Here is an 18571-nt window from a genome sequence, read left to right as displayed (position 1 = left end):
AAACTCTATGACCAACATCAAAATTTCTGCCAAAGGCGTGCAGGTCTATTATGGCGACAACCATGCTATCAAAGACGTTAGCGTGCAGATCGAAGACAAGACTGTCACTGCATTTATCGGACCATCGGGGTGTGGCAAGTCCACGTTTCTGCGGTGTTTGAACCGGATGAACGATACGATTGATATCTGCCGCGTCACTGGTGATATCCGCATCGATGATGAGGATATTTACGACCCAAAGGTCGACCCAGTGCAACTGCGTGCCAAGGTCGGGATGGTGTTTCAAAAACCCAACCCGTTCCCGAAATCGATCTATGATAACGTCGCCTATGGACCAAAAATCCACGGGTTGGCGCGGGGCAAGGCCGATCTGGACGAAATTGTCGAAAAATCCCTGCGTAAGGCCGCGTTGTGGACCGAAGCCAAGGATCGTCTCAATGAACCCGGAACCGGATTGTCCGGCGGGCAACAACAACGCCTGTGTATCGCGCGCGCGATTGCCACAGCACCGGACGTGTTGCTAATGGATGAACCGTGCAGCGCACTTGACCCCATCGCAACAGCGCAAGTCGAAGAACTGATTGATGAATTACGCCAAAGCTACAGCGTCGTCATCGTCACCCATTCCATGCAACAAGCCGCCCGCGTCAGCCAGAAAACCGCCTTCTTCCATTTGGGCAACCTTGTGGAATACGGTGTGACGGAAAAAATTTTTACCAACCCAGAAGACCCGCGCACGGAAAGCTATATTTCCGGCCGGATCGGATAATTCTCAGGTAAGGAGAGCACCATGAACGAACATATTTCGTCCGCCTATGACCGTGATCTGGAAAGCATCCAGACGCTGATCGTCAAAATGGGTGGCTTGGTTGAACATGCCATTCTGGAAGCCGCGAAAGCGCTTGAATCCCGCGACATCGAACGTGCCGACATCGTGCGTAAGGGTGACAAAGTGATCGACGCGCTTGAGGAACAGATCAACGAAGAGGCCGCGCGTACCATCGCATTGCGCGCGCCAGTGAGCAAAGATTTGCGTGCTTTGTTGTCTGTCTTGAAACTCGCCTCAAGCCTTGAACGCGTCGGGGATTACGCGAAAAACATGGCGAAACGCACGCCCATTTTGGCGGAAATGGCACCGATTGACGGCACCGATGCCGCCCTTCGGCGCATGTCCAAAGAGGTGCAATCGATGCTGCGCGATACGCTGGATGCCTATGTGCGCAAAGATGTGGATCTTGCGGAAAACGTTCGGCAACGCGATCTCGAAGTGGATCAGATGTACAACGCGCTGTTTCGCGAATTCCTGACCTTCATGATGGAAGATCCACGCAATATATCAGCCTGTATGCACATGCATTTTATCGCCAAAAATGTTGAACGCATGGGTGATCTGGTGACCAATATGGCCGAACAGATCATCTATATGGTCAGCGGCGTGATGCCCGAAGAAGACCGCCCGAAAATGGGCAGCACCGTGACAGCGCAAGACATTTAGACCATGACCCAGCCGCACGTCCTTGTCATCGAAGACGAACCCGCACAACGTGAAGTGCTGAGCTATAATTTAAAAGCCGAAGGCTACCGCGTCACCGTGGCGCAGGACGGCGAGCAGGGGCTGTTAATGGTAGAGGAAGACGCGCCCGATGTCATCGTGCTGGACTGGATGTTACCGCATGTGTCGGGGATTGAGGTTTGCCGCCAGCTTAAGTCGCGCAGTAATACCCGCGCGATCCCGATCATTATGTTGTCGGCAAGATCCGAAGAGCTCGACAAAGTGCGTGGGCTGGAAACCGGGGCGGATGACTATGTTGTCAAACCCTACGCGGTCGCTGAATTGATGGCCCGCGTGCGCACGCAGCTGCGCCGTGTGCGACCATCCAAAGTCGGGCAGGTCCTTACGTTTGATGACATTGCGCTCGACGCCGACACCCACCGTGTAACGCGTGGTGATGTTGAATTAAAACTCGGCCCCACGGAATTTCGATTGCTTGCGACGTTCATGGAAAAAGCCGGGCGCGTGCTCAGTCGTGAACAGCTGCTTGATCAGGTCTGGGGGCGCGATGTTTACGTCGATACGCGCACGGTTGATGTCCACGTCGGGCGGCTGCGCAAAGTGTTGACGCAACATGGCGGCGATGATCCGGTGCGCACGGTACGCGGCGCCGGATATGCGCTGGGGTGACGCTAAATCTAGCCCTGTTCGGCTTTGCGTTCGTCCGCCTTGGCCCTAATAGTCACCCCGCGCGACACCAGTGACGCTGTAATCACACCGACCGTCACGATTGAGATCATAATCGTGCTGAGAGCGTTGATTTCTGGCGTGACGCCCAAGCGCACGGCGCTGAATATCTTGATCGGGAGGGTAGTCGACGAGGGGCCGGACGTGAATGTCGCGATGACCAGATCGTCCAGTGACAGCGTGAACGCCAACAACCAGCCAGACACCACAGCCGGCATAATAATTGGCAGCGTCACGGACCGGAACGCATCAAATGGCGTGCAGCCAAGATCAAGTGCGGCTTCTTCCAGGGATTTGTCGAAACTGACCAGACGTGACGTCACCACCACGGACACGTAACACATCGCAAATGTCGTATGCGCCAACACGATCGTCAGAATGCCGCGGTTCACGTCAAGGGCGATAAAAAACAGCAACAGCGACAGTCCAGTGATAACTTCGGGCATCACCAGCGGCGCGTAGATCATGCCCGAAAACAGCCCACGCCCACGGAAACGGCCTGCACGCACCATAATGTAGGCCGCCATTGTGCCAAGGATCGTCGCAAGGGTTGACGACCAGAACGCGACCTTGATCGTGACCCATGCGGCATCAAGGAACGCTTCGTTCTGGAACAGCTCCCCGTACCACTGCGTCGAAAATCCGGCCCAGACCGTGACAAGGCGGGATTCGTTGAAACTGTAGATGATCAGGATCAACATTGGCAGATACAGAAACGTAAAACCGAACGTCAGGGACGTGGCGTTGAACCATGAAAACCGTCTCATCCGTCAATCTCCCGTTGTTTTTGTTCGTTACGTTGGAACAACACAATCGGGATGATCAGGATCAGCAACAGAATGACCGCAACAGATGACGCGACGGGCCAGTCGCGGTTGTTAAAGAACTCTTCCCACAGGACCTTACCAATCATGATCGAATTGGACCCGCCCAGCAGGGACGGGATGACGAATTCACCAAGCGTCGGGATAAAGACCAGAAAACAGCCCGCAATCACGCCGGGTTTGGACAGCGGTGCGGTGATCAGCCAAAACGCCGAAAACGCCGAACACCCGAGGTCTTCGGCCGCTTCAACCAGCGAATCGTCCATTTTTTCAAGGGCGGCGTAGATCGGCAGCACCATGAACGGCAAATAAGTGTAAACGATGCCAATATAGACCGCCATGTTGGTGTTCAGGATCGTGAGCGGCTCGCCAATCACCCCAATGCCGAGCAGGAACTGGTTCAGATAGCCTTCGGTGGAAAGGATGCCGATCCATGCATAAACGCGGATCAGAAACGATGTCCAGAACGGCAAGATCACCAGCATCAATAATGTGGGCCGCCAATGTTCGGCTGCGCGCGCCATGGCGTAGGCGATAGGATAGCCGATCAACAATGTGAAGAACGTTGAGATCAGCGCGATTCGCAGCGACGATAGATAGGCCGCGACATACAGAAAATCCGGTATGTCGACGAAGGTCTGCAACACTGGAAAAAGCAGCCCCAACAAACCGGCCAGCAACGCGACGCAGACCACCGAAACGGCCAGCGCAGAGCCCGCAACAACAGCCGACGCAAACGCCCCGACATTGCCGTCAGACACGATTGCACTGCGCACCCGTGGGTAAACGACACGGTACAACGCGATGGCCGCGACCAACATCACGAAACCCGCAAAGACCGCACCTGCGCCAATAAAGGTGTAGTTTTCCAGATCAAGGCCGGACAGCATCGTCCAGAACCCATCTTTTAGGGTCGGCACATAGGGCGGAATCGCAAGCGCTATGTCAGAGAATGAGATTTTCAAGACGATGCCAAACGGCACCAAAAAGAATACCAGCAGCCATGCATATGGGGTGGATATCATCGACTGGCGTGCGACAATCGCCTTAAGGTCGCGCGGCAGTATCTTGAAAGTAAACACAATAATGGCCAAGATTGGAATATTGATGAGAACCAAGGCAATAAATTTGAACCACCAGATCGCTACGTCGAACCAGCCATCGCCAAGCAGTGTGAACGGCCGAGCATCGCCGACAGCATCTGCCCACTGTCCAAGCGGGATGAACGTTTCCAGATAGAAAACGCCAGCCAAAAACAAGAATACGCCTAGGACAATAAATGAACCTGTGACCCTGTTGTTCATCGCACTATTCCGTCAACACGACACCAGCGGTGTCTGTCCAGCTCAGGTAAACTTCGTCTTCCCACGTATAAGTGCGCCGTGACAAGCGACGGTTGTTTGTGGCTTGGGCTTTGAAAATCACGCCCGCTGCGATCTCAACATGGTAGGTCGAAATATTGCCGAGGTACGCAATGTCAATGATCTTGCCCTTCATGATATTCATAGCATCCGGTTTTTCTGCCGAAATCGAAACTTTCTCAGGCCGGATCGCGAAATGACACAGGGTGCGCGCAGCAAGGGGGCTGTCCGTTGTCACGTGAATAGCAGGCTGGTTGTCGTCCCAATGTACATCCATACCGCCGTCTGTTGGCGATGATTTTCCTGAAATTAGGTTCACATCCCCAATAAAGTCGGCCACATATGTTGACACTGGGGCTTCGTAAATTTGATCCGGTGTGGCGACTTGCGCCAACTGCCCGTCCACCATCACCGCGACGCGTGAGGCCACTGTCATGGCTTCTTCTTGGTCGTGGGTTACGATGACGAATGTTGTGCCCGTACTTTCCTGAATATCCATCAGTTCGAACTGTGTCTCATTGCGAAGCTTTTTGTCGAGCGCACCAAGCGGTTCATCTAGTAGCAACAACTTCGGTGCTTTTGCGAGCGAGCGCGCAAGGGCGACACGCTGGCGCTGGCCGCCCGAAATCTGGTGCGGCTTGCGTTTGGCGAATTTACCCAGCTGCGTCAGCTTGAGCATTTTTTCAACGCGGTCACCAATTTGGTTTTTTGGCATGTCGGATCGTTTCAATCCGAACGCGATGTTTTCCCAGACTGTCAGATGCGGGAACAGCGCATAGGACTGAAACATCATGTTCACGGGGCGTTGGTTGGGCGGGACGGGGCCAATGTCGACCCCATCAAGAAATATCTGACCTTCGGTGGGGGTTTCAAAACCGCCCAACATCCGCATCAACGTGGTCTTGCCGCAGCCGGACGGACCCAGCAACGCAAAGAATTCTTGCGCATAAATATCAAGGGTCAGGTTGTCGATGGCCGTAAAATCACCAAAGCGTTTGGTGACGTTCTTGAACTGGATCAGCGGCTTTTGCGCCGGATCATTCCACGGGGCAAAAATTACATTCGGTTTAGATTGCGCCATCATTCGTTCCCAAATAAAAAATCCCCCGCGCCCAAAAAGACGCGAGGGATCAAAATCTTACTGGCCGGACTTAACCGTTGTCCACAGGCGCGTTACGACCCGCTGTACACGCGCATCGTAGGGCGTCGTCGTATAAAGGTTTTCAAGCGTTGCGGCATCTGGATAGATCGCCGTGTCACCGATCACGTCTTCAATCAGAAACTCCGTCGATGCGGAATTTCCGTTGGCATAATACACATAGTTCGACGCGGCGGCCGCATTTTGTGCATCCAGAATGAAGTTCAGGAAAATATGCGCTTGTTCGACGTTAGGTGCGTCCACTGGGATCGCCATTTGGTCAAACCACATCAGCGCGCCTTCGGAGGGGGCGTTGTAGGCAATTTCGACGCCATTGTCGGCCTCAGCCGCGCGATCACGGGCTTGCAGAATGTCACCGGACCAGCCGAACGCCACACAGATGTCACCATTGGCAAGCGCGTTGATGTATTCAGAAGAATGGAATTTCTGAATATAGGGACGTACGCCGGCGAAAACTTCGGCGGTGCGCGCAATGACATCGGGGTCTTTGCTGTCGGGATCTTCGCCCAAATACTGCAACGCGGCGGGGATCATCTCACCGGGGGCATCAAGAAAATGCACACCACATTCGGCCAGTTTTTCCATGTTGGCAGGATCAAACACCAACGCAAGTGAATCAATTGGTGCATCTTCACCCAACAATTCCTGTACGCGGCCAACATTCACGCCAAGGCCAGTCGTGCCCCACATGTAGTTGATGGAATACGCATTATCAGGGTCATACTGTATTGTGCGGTCTTGGATCACATCCCACAGGTTGACCGCATTGGGCAGCTGGTCCATGTCCAGCTTTTGGAACGCACCGGCCGTGATCTGTCGCTGCAGGAACGTGCCCGATGGCACAACCACGTCATAGCCGGACCCACCGGAAAGCATTTTGGTTTCAAGAACTTCGTTGGAATCAAACACATCATAGATCAGGTCGATACCGGTTTCGTCTTCGAACTTTTGAAGCAACTCTTCGTCAATATAATCAGACCAATTGTAGACCCGAACTTCATCGGCTGACACAGCACTTGCCGCAAGGGCGAGGGCGATGACGCCAGAAAGCTTTGTAACATTTTTCATGATTTTTCCCTGTCGTTTGAGCAGCGGGTTGCCCCGTCCGTGATCACGACTATGAATAGCGACGGCAGGATATGCAATATGGACCGACAGACAGGCGCCAACTGGCGACGAGTTTCGTTTGACACTGCACCACGTGTCCATATCTTGCACACAAATCTATGCGATTTTAGCGCAATCGCACACATCTTAATCACAGGACAAAACCCATGAACGTGATCTCCAATCATATGCCGACGGCTGAACTGCAGGCCTTGGACGCAGCCCACCATATGCATCCGTTTACCGACAACGCCGAACTGGCAAAAACCGGTGTGCGGATCATCACTGGCGCAAATGGGGTGACGCTGACGGACAGTGAAGGCCACAAATACCTTGATGCGATGTCTGGCCTTTGGTGCGTCAATATCGGTTATGGGCGCAAAGAACTTGCAGATGCGGCCGCGCGCCAGATGCTGGAATTGCCCTACTACAACACCTTCTTTCAAACGACCCATGTGCCCGCAATTGCGTTGTCTGCTAAATTGGCCGAACTCGCGCCACGCGATTTGAACCATGTGTTTTATGCTGGCAGCGGGTCGGAAGCCAACGACACCAATATCCGGCTGGTACGCCACTACTGGGCGATCAAAGGTCAGCCCGAAAAGAATATCATCATCAGCCGCAAGAATGCCTATCACGGGTCCACGTTGGGTGGTGGCAGTCTTGGGGGCATGTCAGGCATGCAGACCCAAGGCGTTCCAGTGATCCCCGGCATTCATCATATCGATCAGCCCGATTGGTGGTCTGAGGGGGGTGACATGACGCCGGAGGCCTTTGGTCTGGAACGGGCCAAGCAGCTTGAAACGGCGATCCATAACCTTGGCGCGGACCGCGTCGCGGCCTTCATTGCCGAACCGGTACAAGGGGCAGGCGGCGTTATTGAGCCGCCAAGCACCTATTGGCCGGAAATTCAGCGGATTTGTGACGAACACGGCATTCTGTTGATCGCGGATGAGGTCATTTGTGGCTTCGGACGCACAGGCCATTGGTTTGGGTCTGATTACTACGGCATCCGCCCCCATATCATGACTATCGCCAAAGGCTTATCATCTGGCTATGCGCCTATTGGTGGGTCGATTGTCTGCGATGAGATTGCAGACACAATCGCCAATGCGGGTGATTTTAACCACGGGTATACTTATTCCGGCCATCCGGTAGCCTGTGCCGTCGCCTTGGAAAATCTTCGCATTCTACAAGAAGAAAAGATCATCGAAAACGTGCACGACACGATCGCGCCGTACCTCGCGGAAAAGTGGGAGTCTTTGGCGGATCATCCCCTGATCGGTGAAGCCAAAATCGTCGGCATGATGGGGTCCATCGCCCTGACCCCGCACAAAGAAAGCCGCGCGAAATTTGCCGCCGATGCCGGCACTGTCGGAGTGGCCTGTCGCACGCGTTGCTTTGCCAACGGTCTGGTCATGCGCCACGTCGGGGATCGCATGATTATCGCGCCACCGCTGGTCATCACCAAGGCTGAAATTGATACCCTGATTGACCGCGCCACAAAATCGCTGGATCAAACCTATGATCTGATTAAGGCCGATGGCCTGTATAAGGTCGGCTGATGGATCTGCTGAACGCCAACGACACAGCGGGGCAATACCCCGCGTCCTACTATGCCGCGACAGCCACACCGCTTAATCCGTTCCCCGCGGCTGCTGGTGCCATGTCGTGCGACGTTTGCGTTGTGGGGGGTGGTTATTCCGGCCTGTCATCGGCACTGCATTTGGCGCAGGCTGGATATGATGTTGTGCTGCTTGACGCGCAGCGCGTGGGCTTTGGCGCATCGGGGCGCAATGGTGGGCAGGTTGGGACGGGTCAGCGCATTGGGCAGAATGATCTAGAAGGACTTGTTGATCTTGCCCAGGCCCGCGCACTTTGGGATTTGTCGTTAGAATCCGTCAGTTTAGTGCGTGATCTTATTGCGACACATGACCTTGATTGCGGCTGGTCTGATGGCATTATTGAGGCTGACCACCGCGCAAGGGACGTCCCACATAGTCATAAGTATGCCAATAAATTACGCGATGAATACGACTATGATCTTGTCCGACCCGTGGACCGCGATGAAATGCGCTCGCTCGTTGGATCGTCCAGCTATTACGGCGGCACGCTTGATATGGGTGGCGGGCACATTCACCCGCTGCGGTTTACCTTGGGTCTGGCACGCGCGGCGCGCGACGCTGGTGTACGGGTATATGAACGCAGCAAAGCAAGATCCGTTACGCCGGATGGCAATGTCACCACGGATCAAGCAGAGATCAGTGCCAAACATGTCATCCTTGGCTGCAACGGCTACCTAGGCGCGCTTAACGGGCACGTCGCGCAGCGGGTGATGCCGATCAACAACTTCATCGCTGCGACAGAACCCTTGAGCGAGGACATGGCCCGCAATCTCATTCGTGACAATCATGCAGTCGCGGACAGCAAGTTTGTGATCAATTATTTCCGGCTGAGCGAAGACAACCGTATGCTGTTCGGCGGTGGTGAAAGCTACGGCTACAAGTTCCCCAAAGACATCGCCAAAACTGTGCGCAGACCGATGCTGGAAATCTATCCGCAGCTCAAGGGAACCAAAATCGATTACGCTTGGGGTGGCACGCTGGGCATTACGATGAACCGTATGCCACATTTTGCGCGGCTGTCGGACAACGTCCTTAGTATTTCAGGTTATTCCGGCCACGGCGTCGCGATGGCAACCTTGGCGGGAAAATTGGCGGCGCAGGCCGTCGCCGGGCAGGCCGAAAAATTCGACATTTTCAGTACCGTTCCGACCCCGCGTTTCCCCGGTGGGCCGCGTCTGCGAACACCGCTTCTGGTGTTGGCGATGTTGTGGTATTCAATGCGTGATCGGCTTTGATCCGTCGGCGTGTTCGTGCGCCCAATCGCCGCCATCGTAAAATTCGACTTAAACTTATGGCAGTGTCTTGCTAGAATGATTCCAAACTAATCCATTTGGAGAGTCATCATGGACGGCGCAGACGTAAAAGACATGAACGAGAATCAGGGCAAATGTCCGGTGATGCAGGGCACGCATCAATCAATCGGCACGTCGGCGAACCAACATTGGTGGCCAGAATCCCTGAACCTGAAACCGCTGAACCAGAATTCTGCCCAAAGCAATCCGATGGGCGGAGAATTTGCCTACGCCGATGCGTTCGAAACGCTTGATCTGGACGCGGTGGTTGCTGATCTGACCGCGTTGATGACTGACAACCAGGACTGGTGGCCCGCCGATTACGGCCATTACGGACCGTTCTTTATTCGCATGGCGTGGCACAGCGCTGGTACCTACCGCGTTGGGGATGGCCGTGGCGGGGCAGGGTCGGGCAGCCAGCGGTTTGCGCCGCTCAATTCTTGGCCAGACAACGGCAACCTCGACAAGGCGCGTCGTTTGCTGTGGCCGATCAAACAGAAATACGGGGCCGCGCTGTCATGGGCAGATTTGATGATCCTGACGGGCAATGTCGCGCTTGAAACCATGGGCTTTGAAACCCACGGTTTTGCTGGTGGTCGGGCAGATATTTTCGAACCTGAGGAAGACATTTATTGGGGGCCGGAAACCGAATGGCTTGGCGATGACAGCCAACGTTACGGCGATCCGCGTGAACTGATTGGTGATCTTGCGGCCGTGCAGATGGGTCTAATCTACGTCAACCCAGAAGGCCCGATGGGCAATCCTGATCCATTGCTGTCTGCCCATGACATTCGTGAAACGTTCCTAAAGATGGCGATGAACGACGAAGAAACTGTTGCGCTGACTGCTGGCGGCCATACCTTTGGCAAAGCCCACGGTGCGGCCGATCCGAATGCACATGTCGGCGCTGAGCCTGAGGGCGCATCGCTGATCGAAATGGGTCTCGGCTGGACCAACTCGTTTGGGTCCGGCAAAGGCGTTGACACGATCACTTCCGGCATCGAGGGCGCATGGACGCCAACACCGACCACATGGGACATGGCGTATTTCGACGTGCTGTTCGGCTATGACTGGGAACTGACGAAATCCCCCGCCGGTGCAAACCAGTGGCAAGCTAAGGACCTTGCGGACAAGGACCATGCCCCCACCGCCGACGGCAAGGACAAGACGTTCATCATGATGACCACCGCTGATATGGCGATGCGGATGGACCCGGCGTATGAAAAAATCAGTCGCGATTTTCACGCCAACCCCGACAAATTCGCCACAGCATTCGCCAAAGCGTGGTACAAGCTGACGCACCGCGACATGGGCCCTTATGAATTGGGTCTGGGTAAACTGGTTCCGGCCACGGCTGAAAGCTGGCAAGATCCGGTTCCTGCGGTTGATCATGCGTTGATCGCTGGCGCTGATGTGGATGCGTTGAAAGCGGCAATCGCGGCGTCTGGATTAACGGCGGCGCAAATGGTCAGCACGGCGTGGGCATCTGCGGCATCATTCCGCGGGTCCGACAAACGCGGCGGGGCCAATGGTGCGCGCGTTCGTTTGAACCCTGCCAAGGATTGGGAGGTCAACGATCCAGCAGCACTGGCCTTGGTTCTGGCGAAGTTGGAACAGGTGCGCCACGATTTTGGCAAGCCGGTGTCATTAGCAGATACGATTGTTCTAGCAGGGTCCGTCGGGGTTGAACTTGCGGCGCGCGCGGCAGGTCACACCATCACCGTGCCATTCCACGCGGGTCGCACAGATGCAGCGCAGAATGACACAGATGTCGAAAGCTATGCATGGCTTGAACCAAAAGCCGACGGGTTCCGCAACTTTATCGAGGCGGGTGCGCTGCGCTCTCCTGCTGAGCACCTGATTGATCGTGCGCAACTGCTGACGTTGTCTGCGCCAGAAATGACCGTTCTGGTCGGTGGTTTGCGGGTGATCGGCGCCAACACGGGCGGATCATCGCACGGTGTGTTGACGGACCACCCCGGGAGCCTGAGCACCGATTTCTTCACCAATCTGCTCGATATGGGCACGGTGTGGACTGAAGCGAACGGCGTCATGGAAGGCCGTGCAAGGACGTCTAAGAACGGTGGCGATGCGGTGAAATGGACGGCGACAACAGTTGATCTGGTGTTCGGGTCCAATTCGATCCTGCGCGCCCTGTCAGAGGTTTATGCGTCAAGCGATGCGTCCACCAAGTTCGTGACAGACTTCGTCGCAGCTTGGGTTAAAGTGATGGAACTGGATCGCTTCGATCTACGCTAAACGCCACCACATATGACAGGCGGCGTCCCGATTGGGGCGCCGTTTTACGTAGCGGCACCCAAAACGCAGGTAAAACGACTGCACTTGCCGATGGACAAGGGTAAAACTGCGGGTTAGCAAATCAGAAGCGTTTTGCGGGGGCAAAGCGAGGCGGCGATCAACGCGGCCCACACGTCCCCCGATATCAAGCCGCACACGCCACTTTGGGAGAGGGTGCGTATGACTTCGAGCGAGATTGTCCTTAGCGTTGCTGGGCTGACGAAAAGTTTTGGCGGCCTGCATGCGGTTCGCGGGGTGGATTTCCACGTCAACAAGGGCGCGATTGTTGGTCTGATTGGGCCAAACGGGGCTGGCAAAACCACGACATTCAACATGATCGCTGGGGAACTGCCGCCGACGGCTGGCAAGATCACATTGCTGGGCGAAGATATCACCGGGCAGCGCACGGATGTTTTGTACCACAAAGGTCTGATGCGCACCTTCCAGCTTAGTCATGAGTACGCCCGCATGACCGCACTTGAGAATTTGGCAGTGGCCGCCCCAACCCAGACAGGCGAAAGCATCTGGTCAAGCTGGTTTTCTAACAAGTCCGTGCAAAAACGTGAAGCGGCGGTGATTGAACTCGCGCGCGATACGCTTGAATTTCTGGGCCTGACCCATGTGTGTGATGAACTGGCTGGCAATCTGTCTGGTGGACAGAAAAAGCTGCTGGAAATCGGGCGCACGATGATGAACGACAGCAAGGTCGTATTGCTGGATGAACCAGGCGCTGGGGTCAACCCGACCCTTATGCGCAAAGTCGCTCAAATGATTGAACAATTAAATGCTGAACGCGGCTACACCTTCTGCATTATCGAACACGACATGGACATGATCGCGCGGCTGTGCGGCAAGGTCGTCGTCCTTGCTGAAGGGCAAGTTCTAATGGAAGGCACCATGGATCAGGTCCGCAGCGATGAACGCGTCATTGATGCCTATTTCGGGGGGGAAGTGGCATGACTGATCCAGTTTTGTCCCTAAACAATCTGCGCGCGGGCTACGGGCAGACCGAAATCCTGCATGATCTGTCGATCTACGTGAACCCAAACGAAATCGTGGCCGTCATCGGCCCGAACGGTGCCGGTAAATCCACTGCCATGAAGGCTGTGTTGGGTCTGTTAAACATCACCGAAGGATCGGTTGTTTTGAACGGCGAAGACATCACTGACACGCCGGCGCAAAAGGTGATTGAACGCGGTATTTCCTATGTGCCGCAAACCAACAACGTGTTCGTCAACCTATCGGTGCAAGAAAACCTTGAGATGGGCGCGTGGACGCGGCCAACGGGTGTTGAGGCGCGGTTAGACGAAATGTACGACTTGTTCCCGGATCTCGCGGAAAAACGCAATCAGGCGGCGGGATCGCTGTCAGGTGGGCAACGCCAGATGGTCGCAATGGCCAAGGCGCTGATGGTGGATGCGAAGATTTTGCTGCTTGATGAACCGACGGCTGGGCTGTCACCTAAATATCGCGCTGAGATTTTTAACACCATTCAAAAGATCAAAGGCACCGGTGTGCCGATCTTGATCGTTGAACAAAACGCTAAACAGGCGCTCGGTGTGTCTGATCGTGGCTATGTGCTGGTTGATGGCGCAAATCGGCACACGGGGACGGGGGCTGGCCTTGCGGCGGACCCTGAAATCGCGCGCATGTTCTTGGGCGGGGGGCACTGATATGTGGGACGCTTTTGGATTTGATTTCGTCAACTTCTACCTGATCCCCGGTCTGGTGCTGGGCTGCATTTATGCACTTGGTGCCATTGGGATCACGCTGACCTTCAGCATTCTGCGGTTCGCCAACTTCGCCCACGGCGAAATAATGATGTCAGGCGCATACCTGACGTGGACCGTCATGGCGATTGCTGGGTATGCGGGTCTGACGCTGCATCCACTGGTCGCCATGGTGCCTGCGGCGTTGCTTGTGATCTTGTTGTTCCTTGGCACCGACAAGTTATTTTACAAACCATTTCGCAATGCCGACACGATCAAAGTCGTAATGGCGAGCTTTGGTATGATGCTGATAATCCGCTCTGCTGTGCAGGTGATCTGGGGGCCAAACCAGCTGACGTTCGTGCGCGGCATCGCAAAACCGAACCCTGTGCTGCGCGATATGTCGAGCGATATTGGCATGATGTTGATCATACCCAACAAGCACCTGTTTATTTTTGCGGGTACGGTCATCATCGTGTTTGCGCTGTCTTACCTTCTTAACCGGACCCGCATCGGCAAAGCCATGCGCGCGGTGTCTGACAGCCCCGATCTGGCCCATGTCACGGGCATTGATGTGGACAAAGTCATTCGCGCCACATGGATCGTTGGTGGCATTTGCGCGACAGCGGCGGGCGTATTCCTTGTAATGGATGTGCAAATGCTGGAAACGACGATGGGCTTTCGGATGCTGCTGCCGATGTTTGCAGCCGCCATTCTGGGCGGTATCGGCAAACCTTACGGCGCGGTGTTTGGTGGCCTTGTCATTGGCCTTGCGGAAGAACTGTCCGCCTATCCGTGGATCGGCGACGCACCGCTGTTGTCGCCCGGTTATAAAACCGGTGTGGCCTTTGCGATTATGGTCGTCATGTTGATCGTGCGCCCGCAAGGTTTGTTCAAGGGGAGGTCGTTCTAAGATGGAAGCCTACGTTGGATATTTCCTCTACTTCCTGTCGCTACTGACAGTCGGCGGCATCTACGCGATCTTTGCACTTGGGCTGAACGTCAACTGGGGCTTTGCTGGCCTTTTCAATGTTGGCATCGTCGGTTTTGCGGCCGTGGGCGCCTATACCTATGCGCTGCTCACCACGGCGGAATCGACGTTTCACATTGGTGGCTTTGGTCTGCCACTGCCGTTTGGCATGTTCGCTGGTATGATGACATCAGCAGTCATCGCAGGATTGATTGGCCTGATCTGTATCAGGCTTAGGGCGGATTATCTGGCCATCGCGACCATCGGTATTGCAGAGATCATCAAGTTGATCCTTAAAAACGAAACTGAGATCACCAACGGTCCGCGTGGCATCAACAAGATCCCGCGCGCATGGGAACATTTCAGCGAAGAACGCTTTTATTCCAGCTGGCCGATGAGCTGGTTTGGCACGCCTGAAAACTGGGAAGCTTTCTTTGATACATTGCCAAACTGGTACTGGCAGCCGCTTTTTGCGGGCACCATTTTGCTGGTGATGTACGTGATCTACCGCATGCTGGAACGTGCGCGCACGTCACCATGGGGCCGCATGATGACCGCAATCCGCGAAAACGAACCAGCGGCACGGGCCGCAGGCAAAGACGTCACGCGCCGCCGCATTGAGGCGTTCATCATCGGGGCTGCGATCATGGGTCTGGCGGGATCGCTGTTTGCGCAACACCTGCGCCTGATTGAACCGACGAACACCTTCGATCCAAGCAAAGTTACATTCCTTGTTTGGGTGATGCTGATCGTGGGCGGGTCGGGCAATAACCGTGGTGCCATGCTTGGCGCGTTCCTGATTTGGACCTTATGGTCGGCATCCGAGCTGATCATCACTGGCGCAATCAATTTGATCGGGGACATTTTCTCGACGCTTGATCCAAGCATATTGCAGACACGGGCAGGGTTCTTGCGTATGATGCTGATTGGCATTCTGATGCAAGTGATCCTCCAACGCTATCCCGGAGGGATTTTACCAGAGGTGAGACCCGCATCACCGAAGGCTGACAATAACACGCGGGTATCAACGGGAGAGACCAAATGAAAAAAGTGCTTATGGCGACCGCAGCAACGCTGCTCGCAACGTCCGCAATGGCCGAAGTCAACATCGGTAACCCAATGGCAATGACTGGCCCAATTCCGGACCTGAACGCGCCAATCGCTGCGGCTGTTGATCTGGCTGCTGCTAACATCAACGCTCAGGGCGGCATGTTCGCGGCTGGCGAAACGCTCAATGTAATCCGTGCGGATTCCGCCTGTGATCCGGTTGCAGCTGTCGACGCCGTGACCAAGCTGATCAACGTAAACGGCGTGTCAGCCATTGTTGGTCCGGTTTGTTCCGGTGCCACAATTGCCCAAGCTGAATCCGTGTCCATTCCTGCTGGCGTTGTGACACTGTCCGTGTCCGCATCGTCACCTGCAATCACGACAATGGAAGACGGCACAGATCTCGTGTTCCGCTCGGCTGCGTCTGACGCATACCAAGGTGTCGCACTGGCTGAATTGGCAATGGCGAACGGCTTTACCGACATCGCAGTGTCCTACGCAAACGACGATTATAACGCAGCAATCGCCGAAGTTTTCGTTCAAGCATACGAAGGCATGGGCGGCACGATCACAGCCAACGAAGCACACGAGCCGAGCAAAGCATCCTACCGCTCAGAAGTTGCGACAATCGGTGCAACTTCTGAAAACCTCGCGTTGTTCGCTTACTACGGCTCGGGAGGCATCACATTGATGCGCAACGCGCTCGAAACCGGTGCGTTCACGAACTTCATCGGAGCGGACGGCATGCTGTCGGATGAGTTGATCGAACAGATCGGTGCTGAAAACTTGATGACAGCGACGTTCACGACATCCGCCTCTGATGCCAGCACGCCATCGTTCGCCGCATGGAAGGCAGTCGCAGACGAAGCGGGCGTTCCGGCGTCTGATCCGTTTGTGGCCAATGGCTACGACGCGATGTTCATGATGGCGCTGGCAATCGAATCTGCTGGCTCTGGCGACCGCGAAGGCCTGTCCGAGCACCTGCGCGCAATCGCATCTGCACCGGGCGAAGTGATCTACCCCGGTCAGTGGGCTGAAGCCAAAGCAATCCTCGCGGCTGGTGGCGACATCAACTACGAAGGTGGCGCTGGCAACCAAGACTTCGACGAAAACGGTGATGTTGCTGGTAACTTCTCCAAGTCTGTCATCGTTGATGGTGCCTGGTTAGCTGAGCTGATCCAATAAGCACTGTCAGCTGAGCTGATCCAGTAAACGATCTGTTCTTATAAGATTAAGATGCCGGAGCCCTAGGGTTTCGGCATTTTTCGTTTCAGGGCAGGGGTCTAGACATGACCCGACCCGCGACCCACTATGATGCTCGACAGCTCATAAAGGAAAAACCCATGCCTTGGATCGAAACGATTGCGTACGACGACGCTACTGGCAAACTCAAGATGCTGTATGACCGCGTCAAAGGGCCAGACAACAATGTCGACAACATCATGATGATGCACTCATTGCGCCCGCATTCGATGGAAGGGCATATGGCGATCTATAAATATGTGCTGCATCATTCCGGCAATACGATCCCGAAATGGTTTCTCGAAGTGCTTGGGGTCTGGGTTAGTTCGCTCAACGAATGTAACTATTGCGTCGAACATCATTTTTCAGGGATGAAGCGTCTGTTGGGCGATGATCTGCGCGCTGATGCGATCCGCGTCGCGATCGAGGAACGCAACCTTGCAGCCATACCGTTAGATGCCGCGCAAAAGTGCGCCATGGACTACGCCCGCATGTTGACCCGCGATCCCGCTGGCTTGACAGAAAATCACGTCATTGCGTTGCGTGATGTGGGCTACACCGACGGTGAAATCCTTGAGATCAATCAAGTGAGCGCTTATTTCAGCTACGCCAACCGAACAGTCTTGGGGCTGGGATGTTCCACAACAGGGGATATTTTGGGGCTGTCACCAAACAAGTCCAAAAATCCAGACGATTGGAATCATAGTTAATTTCGTATAATATATATTATGTAAAATATTGACCCATTGGATGTTGATGATATAATCAGCCCCGTCAGAGGCTTACTGGCATGCTTTCATGTAGATCGGTGCAACATCTGACCAAATAGTCAAATTTTCTTTCCAGTATACATTAATCAATGCTAGCATTCTTAATGGCTGATTTAACCGCGCATCTTCACGCAATCACCAATGCACAGACCGTCGAAACGCTGTGGGCACTGCATACTAAACGCATGGCCACCTACGGGTTTGACCGACTGATTTATGGGTTCACGAATTATCGCAGCGGTCGTTCGCTCGGTGATCCGCAAGATTGGGTGCTGCTGACGAACCATGGTGACAGCTATATGTAAGATTTTCTAGGCGAAGGTCATCTATATAACGCACCGATGATCCGCTGGGCGCTGGCCAATACCTGCGCGTGTTCTTGGCGTTGGATGGCGGACCCCGATAACCTTACAGATGCCGAAAAGGTCGTTGTCGGCTTTAATCTGGGCCAAGGTGTCACCGCTGGTTACACAGTCAGCTTTCTGAGCGTGACAGAACGCACCAAAGGCGCGACTGCATTGACGGCAAAAATTGGCATGACACAGGATGAAGTCGAGGAGATTTGGGCCGAGTGTGGCGATGAAATCACCGTGATTAACAATGTCATGCACCTCAAAATCCAGACCCTGCCCTATTCGCAACGCCACATGACCAAACGCCAACGTGAGGTTTTGCAGTGGGTTGGCGACGGTAAAACCACCCAAGACATCGCAATTTTGCTAGAACTGACACCGGCGACGATCGAAAAGCACCTGCGCCTTGCGCGTGAAACATTGGATGTGGAAACCACCGCGCAAGCCGTTCTAAAAGCTGCATTTTACAACCAAATGTTTGTGATCGAAACCGAGGCTGCATAGAAATTTTGACCCTGCAAACCGCGTACTCGCAAGATCTGTCATGTCGTATAACTGCCAAAGGTATGGTTTCC

Annotated in this window: 15 protein-coding genes and 2 pseudogenes; 13 read left to right on the top strand and 4 right to left on the bottom strand. The window is 54.6% G+C overall.

Annotated elements, in window-relative coordinates:
* Nucleotides 1-7 precede the first annotated feature (7 nt).
* Genes pstB through phoB form a run of 3 tightly spaced genes read left to right on the top strand, consistent with a single transcriptional unit; the run spans nucleotide 8 to nucleotide 2182 of the window.
* A complete protein-coding gene (pstB, locus tag OAN307_RS12500) occupies nucleotides 8-769 on the top strand; it encodes a phosphate ABC transporter ATP-binding protein PstB (RefSeq protein ID WP_015500087.1) in 762 nt (253 codons plus the stop codon).
* Nucleotides 770-790: 21 nt separating this feature from the next.
* Nucleotides 791-1495, top strand: coding sequence for a phosphate signaling complex protein PhoU (gene phoU, locus OAN307_RS12495; protein WP_015500086.1), 705 nt, complete (start codon nucleotides 791-793; stop codon nucleotides 1493-1495).
* Nucleotides 1496-1498: 3 nt separating this feature from the next.
* Complete coding sequence (phoB, locus tag OAN307_RS12490; protein ID WP_015500085.1) at nucleotides 1499-2182, top strand: phosphate regulon transcriptional regulator PhoB; 684 nt, start codon at nucleotides 1499-1501, stop codon at nucleotides 2180-2182.
* Nucleotides 2183-2190: 8 nt separating this feature from the next.
* Here the strand turns inward: phoB and OAN307_RS12485 are convergent, their stop codons facing one another.
* The 4 genes and pseudogenes from OAN307_RS12485 to OAN307_RS12470 all read right to left on the bottom strand — a co-directional run bounded on the left by OAN307_RS12485 (nucleotide 2191) and on the right by OAN307_RS12470 (nucleotide 6651).
* Nucleotides 2191-3006, bottom strand: coding sequence for an ABC transporter permease (locus tag OAN307_RS12485; protein ID WP_015500084.1), 816 nt, complete (start codon nucleotides 3004-3006; stop codon nucleotides 2191-2193).
* Nucleotides 3003-3683 (bottom strand): annotated as a pseudogene (locus OAN307_RS26350) (ABC transporter permease subunit); the annotation flags it as partial. The gene OAN307_RS12485 and the pseudogene OAN307_RS26350, both read right to left, overlap by 4 nt.
* Before the next feature lie 688 nt (nucleotides 3684-4371).
* Nucleotides 4372-5508, bottom strand: a complete 1137-nt coding sequence (locus OAN307_RS12475; RefSeq protein WP_187292459.1) for an ABC transporter ATP-binding protein — start codon at nucleotides 5506-5508, stop codon at nucleotides 4372-4374.
* Nucleotides 5509-5562: 54 nt separating this feature from the next.
* A complete protein-coding gene (locus tag OAN307_RS12470; protein WP_044044712.1) occupies nucleotides 5563-6651 on the bottom strand; it encodes a polyamine ABC transporter substrate-binding protein in 1089 nt (362 codons plus the stop codon).
* Nucleotides 6652-6857: 206 nt separating this feature from the next.
* On the opposite strand from OAN307_RS12470, the gene OAN307_RS12465 reads away from it, so the two are divergent.
* The 10 genes and pseudogenes from OAN307_RS12465 (at nucleotide 6858) to OAN307_RS12420 (ending at nucleotide 18500) form a co-directional block, all read left to right on the top strand.
* Complete coding sequence (locus OAN307_RS12465; protein WP_015500080.1) at nucleotides 6858-8255, top strand: aspartate aminotransferase family protein; 1398 nt, start codon at nucleotides 6858-6860, stop codon at nucleotides 8253-8255.
* Nucleotides 8255-9550, top strand: coding sequence for an NAD(P)/FAD-dependent oxidoreductase (locus tag OAN307_RS12460; protein ID WP_015500079.1), 1296 nt, complete (start codon nucleotides 8255-8257; stop codon nucleotides 9548-9550). The genes OAN307_RS12465 and OAN307_RS12460 overlap by 1 nt, the downstream gene beginning before the upstream one ends.
* 108 nt (nucleotides 9551-9658) lie before the next feature.
* Nucleotides 9659-11866 carry a catalase/peroxidase HPI gene (katG, locus tag OAN307_RS12455; RefSeq protein WP_015500078.1) on the top strand — a complete coding sequence of 736 codons (2208 nt, stop codon included), beginning with the start codon at nucleotides 9659-9661 and terminating at the stop codon, nucleotides 11864-11866.
* A gap of 219 nt (nucleotides 11867-12085) precedes the next feature.
* On the top strand, nucleotides 12086-12865 hold the full coding sequence (locus tag OAN307_RS12450; protein ID WP_015500077.1) for an ABC transporter ATP-binding protein: 780 nt from the start codon (nucleotides 12086-12088) through the stop codon (nucleotides 12863-12865).
* Nucleotides 12862-13578: an ABC transporter ATP-binding protein gene (locus tag OAN307_RS12445; RefSeq protein ID WP_015500076.1), complete on the top strand. Its 717-nt coding sequence runs from the start codon at nucleotides 12862-12864 to the stop codon at nucleotides 13576-13578. Before OAN307_RS12450 ends, OAN307_RS12445 begins: the two co-directional genes overlap by 4 nt.
* A gap of 1 nt (nucleotide 13579) precedes the next feature.
* Entirely contained in the window at nucleotides 13580-14527 is a 948-nt protein-coding gene (locus OAN307_RS12440; protein WP_015500075.1) for a branched-chain amino acid ABC transporter permease, read from the top strand.
* A gap of 1 nt (nucleotide 14528) precedes the next feature.
* Nucleotides 14529-15629 (top strand): branched-chain amino acid ABC transporter permease, encoded by a 1101-nt coding sequence (locus OAN307_RS12435; protein ID WP_015500074.1) that lies wholly within the window; start codon nucleotides 14529-14531, stop codon nucleotides 15627-15629.
* Entirely contained in the window at nucleotides 15626-16816 is a 1191-nt protein-coding gene (locus tag OAN307_RS12430) for an ABC transporter substrate-binding protein (RefSeq protein WP_015500073.1), read from the top strand. The genes OAN307_RS12435 and OAN307_RS12430 overlap by 4 nt, the downstream gene beginning before the upstream one ends.
* Before the next feature lie 158 nt (nucleotides 16817-16974).
* Nucleotides 16975-17583: a carboxymuconolactone decarboxylase family protein gene (locus OAN307_RS12425; protein ID WP_015500072.1), complete on the top strand. Its 609-nt coding sequence runs from the start codon at nucleotides 16975-16977 to the stop codon at nucleotides 17581-17583.
* Between the two features lie 164 nt (nucleotides 17584-17747).
* Nucleotides 17748-18500: pseudogene (locus tag OAN307_RS12420) on the top strand (autoinducer binding domain-containing protein).
* Nucleotides 18501-18571: the final 71 nt, after the last annotated feature.

It is taken from the genome of Octadecabacter antarcticus 307, from assembly GCF_000155675.2.
Classification (GTDB): Bacteria; Pseudomonadota; Alphaproteobacteria; order Rhodobacterales; family Rhodobacteraceae; genus Octadecabacter; species Octadecabacter antarcticus.
This window is presented reverse-complemented; position numbering and strand designations above follow the sequence as displayed.